Origin of the sequence: Halopseudomonas sp. Lyrl_26 (assembly GCF_051948695.1) — a bacterium.
Taxonomy (GTDB): domain Bacteria; phylum Pseudomonadota; class Gammaproteobacteria; order Pseudomonadales; family Pseudomonadaceae; genus Halopseudomonas; species Halopseudomonas formosensis.
Genome location: NZ_JAYJLH010000029.1, coordinates 1 through 3,831, shown reverse-complemented (window position 1 = coordinate 3,831; position 3,831 = coordinate 1). Strand labels below are relative to the sequence as shown.

The 3,831-nt window shown below is 57.1% G+C and carries 4 protein-coding genes; all 4 read left to right on the top strand.

The features are described from left to right. Positions 1-43 precede the first annotated feature (43 nt). Positions 44-1,873 (top strand): lipase family protein, encoded by a 1,830-nt coding sequence (locus VF673_RS14940; protein ID WP_440292514.1) that lies wholly within the window; start codon positions 44-46, stop codon positions 1,871-1,873. A 33-nt stretch (positions 1,874-1,906) separates the two neighbouring features. Then, positions 1,907-2,209 carry a hypothetical protein gene (locus VF673_RS14935; protein ID WP_440292513.1) on the top strand — a complete coding sequence of 101 codons (303 nt, stop codon included), beginning with the start codon at positions 1,907-1,909 and terminating at the stop codon, positions 2,207-2,209. A 56-nt stretch (positions 2,210-2,265) separates the two neighbouring features. Next, a complete protein-coding gene (locus tag VF673_RS14930; protein ID WP_440292512.1) occupies positions 2,266-3,117 on the top strand; it encodes a hypothetical protein in 852 nt (283 codons plus the stop codon). 6 nt (positions 3,118-3,123) lie between these two features. Then, positions 3,124-3,831 (top strand): hypothetical protein (locus VF673_RS14925; protein WP_440292511.1); only part of this gene is annotated, 708 nt, incomplete at its 3' end.

The window sequence follows — 3,831 nt, the reverse complement described above, 5'->3', positions numbered from 1 at the left end:
CCAGGAATGCACCGTCTATCCCAATTGCAAGGAGTAACCAGGGATGGTTAATACAACATATGGGAATGTTGTTGAGCAATTGGCATGCCCCCAAAGAACTCAATGGGTGAGCATCCGCTTGGTGGATGAATTTGGCCAAGCAGAAAAATATAGTGGGTTGTCTGTGATTTTGCGTGACTCGCAAGGACAGGAATACTTCGCTGAACTGGATGGTGAAGGGTTTGCGCGATTTGCTGGAGTGTACTCCGGCGTAATGCTGCTGTCTGTAGTTGAAGGTTATTCTGGTCATGATGGGTGGTACGAAACACTCATCGACCGTAAGGCTTATTCCCTCCCTATTTCAGATCTGCAGGTAGCTGCCGAACAAACCCCTATAGGTCCCCGCCGAGCTGATGGCAAAACCTGGATGGCAGAGCAGCGAGCTGTAGAGGAGAACGCGCGGTTCTTCCGAGTGGAAGTCAGCGATTTTGTGAAGGCCAACAAGCATTTGCCCGATCCGGACGAGCAATGGACACCACGTCCCAGCGCTATTCTGAAAGCCGCCATGCCCGGTATGGAAGGGAATGATGTGCCCGGCATCGCCCTGGAGCCGAACCAGCATCATGTACTGGAGGTCAAGGCGCTGCGCGCCTATCGACCGTTATTTTCTCTATCCCCCGAATTCAGTGCTCTGAACGCCTATCATCTGGCGGTGATGAGCGATCTGGTATACGCCCCTTTCAGTGAGAAGCAACCCTCCGACACCTACCAGCCCAAGCCGCCCCCTTATCAGGTGCCGGGCAGCATTGGTCATGTACTGCGGGAGCAGCTGGCTACCCAGCAAAGGGCTACTTTGTTCAACGAGGGGCAGCATCATCTTTTGTATGAGGAGGTGGCTTACTCCAAGCGCCTCGAAGTGTTGCCGTACGACCCTGAGTTATATATCGAGCAAAAAAATGGGGAAACTCCGGAAAGCGTCCACTTTCTCCATGATCACATCACCCATACCCAGGCGTTTGTTACTCACAATGACCGGATGATCCTGATTTCCGTGCGGGGTACTGAGGGGGTGCGGGATTGGCTGAGAGATCTCGATGCGAGACAGATCGTTGTTGGTGAGTTTGAAGGCGAGGTTCATCGCGGGTTTTATGGTGCATTCGTAGCAGTAAAAGAATTTATAGAACCATACCTGACGGACTTTTTTACAGATACCCACACCATTATCGTCTGCGGCCATAGCCTCGGCGGCGCTATTGCACTGCTATTAGCTGAATATCTGCGCCGTAAGTGGTCGGAAAATCTCCAGCTCTACACATTCGGTGCTCCCCGTGCCGGCAACACCACCTTTGTCGAAAGCGCAAAGGATCTGGTTCACCACCGGCTGGTAAACCATAACGACCCGGTTCCTGGAGTACCTTTTGCCTGGTTGGATGCAGAGTGGAGGCTGGCCGTTCCCGGTGCGGCGATGTTGCTCGGCTCCCTGGGCGCGCCTCATGTACGGATTGCGATATTGTTGGCCGGCTTGGTCAACCTGAAGGGGGATGGCTACCAGCATCACGGCGAACAATATCATTTCATGCCACGCAAGCCCGGTGCCGGCGTTGCTGCGTCGGTACTCTGGCAGCCTGGCTGTGAAGCCATTGAACAGAATGCCAGCGCAGCCTGCGCGGCAGAGTTGGCTATTGAGTACGATATGCCCACGCGCAGCAACTTTGTTTACCAGTTGTTTCAAGTGCCGGATCACTCCATAAGCAAATCCTATACCCGCGCAGCGCTGGCCAATCTGCTGCGCTGGCATGCCAGCCTGGAGCGTGGGGGCGCATTGTTTACCGCAGAGGAGCAGGCCGAATTGCAGCCCCAGCTGCAACGGCTCAAGCAGCACCTTGCCGCATGAGAGGCTGGCACTTTCCAGGAGTTCGAGCGTGAGGTGCGCAAGCGCTATGACACCCGTTTCTATTACATGAACAAAACCCAGCGTCGCCATGCTTACTTTGACGGGGTGGACAAGGCGCGGGCCGAGCGCGAACAGCAGCGACCCCAGCTGTACAGGGCAGAGCGACGACTGGTTGCCCAAGCCCAGCGGCTGATCACTGCAAAAGACCTGTTTGGTGATCAGGTTGTGCACGAGGAGTTGCCTCGGTTACTGGATGAGTGGTTGCAGCTGGCGGAGATCAGACAAGCGCGGTGGTTGGTTCAGCGGGCCGGCGATCGCGCGACGGATTACGCCTGAGCTTCGGCTCACGCTCCGGTCGGGCAGGCTGTCGTCGTGCTGCTAGGGCATACATCATGATAAGAAAGCTGATTCTCCCGCTCTCACTGGCGTTTCTGGGGGGCTGCACCCTGACCGGCTCACTGGCCAAGGAAGGTGTGCTGTCCCTGACCGAGCGTGAAGGGCGTGAACGCTTTACCCTGGCAGGAGAGCTGCCAGCGCATTTCTCGATTCAGGCCACCGCCTACTTCTCGCCGGACAACCCCGAGCGCTGTCAGGTATACAGCATCGGCCAAGGGCGAGAGGTCACCCGGGAACTCATTACCCAGTACACGACCACCTATCATGATCATCCCGCAGACTTCAGCATGAATATTCCGCTGACCTACCACATCGGGTTGTGTAACGGGACGCTGCAGCAGGTGGCCTTGTTGATCAGAGGGCGTTATGGAGAGCGGAGTTGGCAGCATCATGCTAGCCATGGCGGTCTTGCAATTGTTGATAGCCGTCCGGAACAGGCGCCACCGTTCAACAGCGACGGTACCGTGACGGTCCGTGGCTACTGCACCTGGCTGTTTCAACTGAGCAAGGCCAGAGCCTGGTCAGGGCAGATAAGCAAGCTCCTCAGTTGCTCCGAGCCGGACGAGCACTGGCAGCTTGATCCGGACTTTGCCAAGCGTCGCTCGATTGGCGCAGTGCTGGGGCGGGATGAATTGGCGGGCAAGACGGTACGGCTGGATCTGCGGGTGAATCCGGAGGAGCGACCTGCCATGCGCGAGACGTGGATTGAATTTCCGCAGGGATGGAAGCCTTGTGCTGAGGAGGAAACACCCGAGGGCACATGGGTATGGTGCAGAAACCCGCCGACATTCAGAACTTTTTCAATGGGTGGAAAAGAATGCACCGTCTATCCCAATTGCAAGGAGTAACCAGGGATGACTGATACGACCTCCGGGAAGGGTGTTGAGCCATCAGTGCTCCGCAAAGGGAATCTGCTGATCCTGTCGGTGTCCATGACCTTCCTCGGTGGCTGCACCCTGACCAGCTCACTGGCCAAGGAAGGTGTGCTGTCCCTGACCGAGCGGGAAGGGCGTGAACGCTTTACTCTCGCTGGCGAGCTGCCTGCGCATTTCTCGATTCAGGCCACCGCCTACTTCTCGCCGGACAACCCCGAGCGCTGTCAGGTATACAGCATCGGCCAGGGGCGAGAGGTCACCCGGGAACTCATTACCCAGTACACGACCCCGTACCACGACCGCCCCGCCGACTTCAGCCTGGCTATTCCGCTGACCTACCACATCGGGTTGTGTAACGGGACGCTGCGGCGGGTGGCTTTACAGTTTATTGGCCGCTATGGCCAGCAACACTGGCAGGATGATGCTGCCCATGGCGGTCTTGCAATTGTTGATAGCCGTCCGGAACAGGCGCCACCGTTCGACAGCGACGGTACTCTGACGGTCCGTGGTTATTGCACCTGGTTGTTTCAACTGAGCAAGGCCAGAGCCTGGTCAGGGCAGATAAGCAAGCTCCTCAGTTGCTCCGAGCCGGACGAGCACTGGCAACTCGATCCGGACTTTGCCAAGCGTCGCTCGATTGGCGCAGTGCTGGGGCGCGATGAATTGGCGGGCAAGACGGTACGGCTG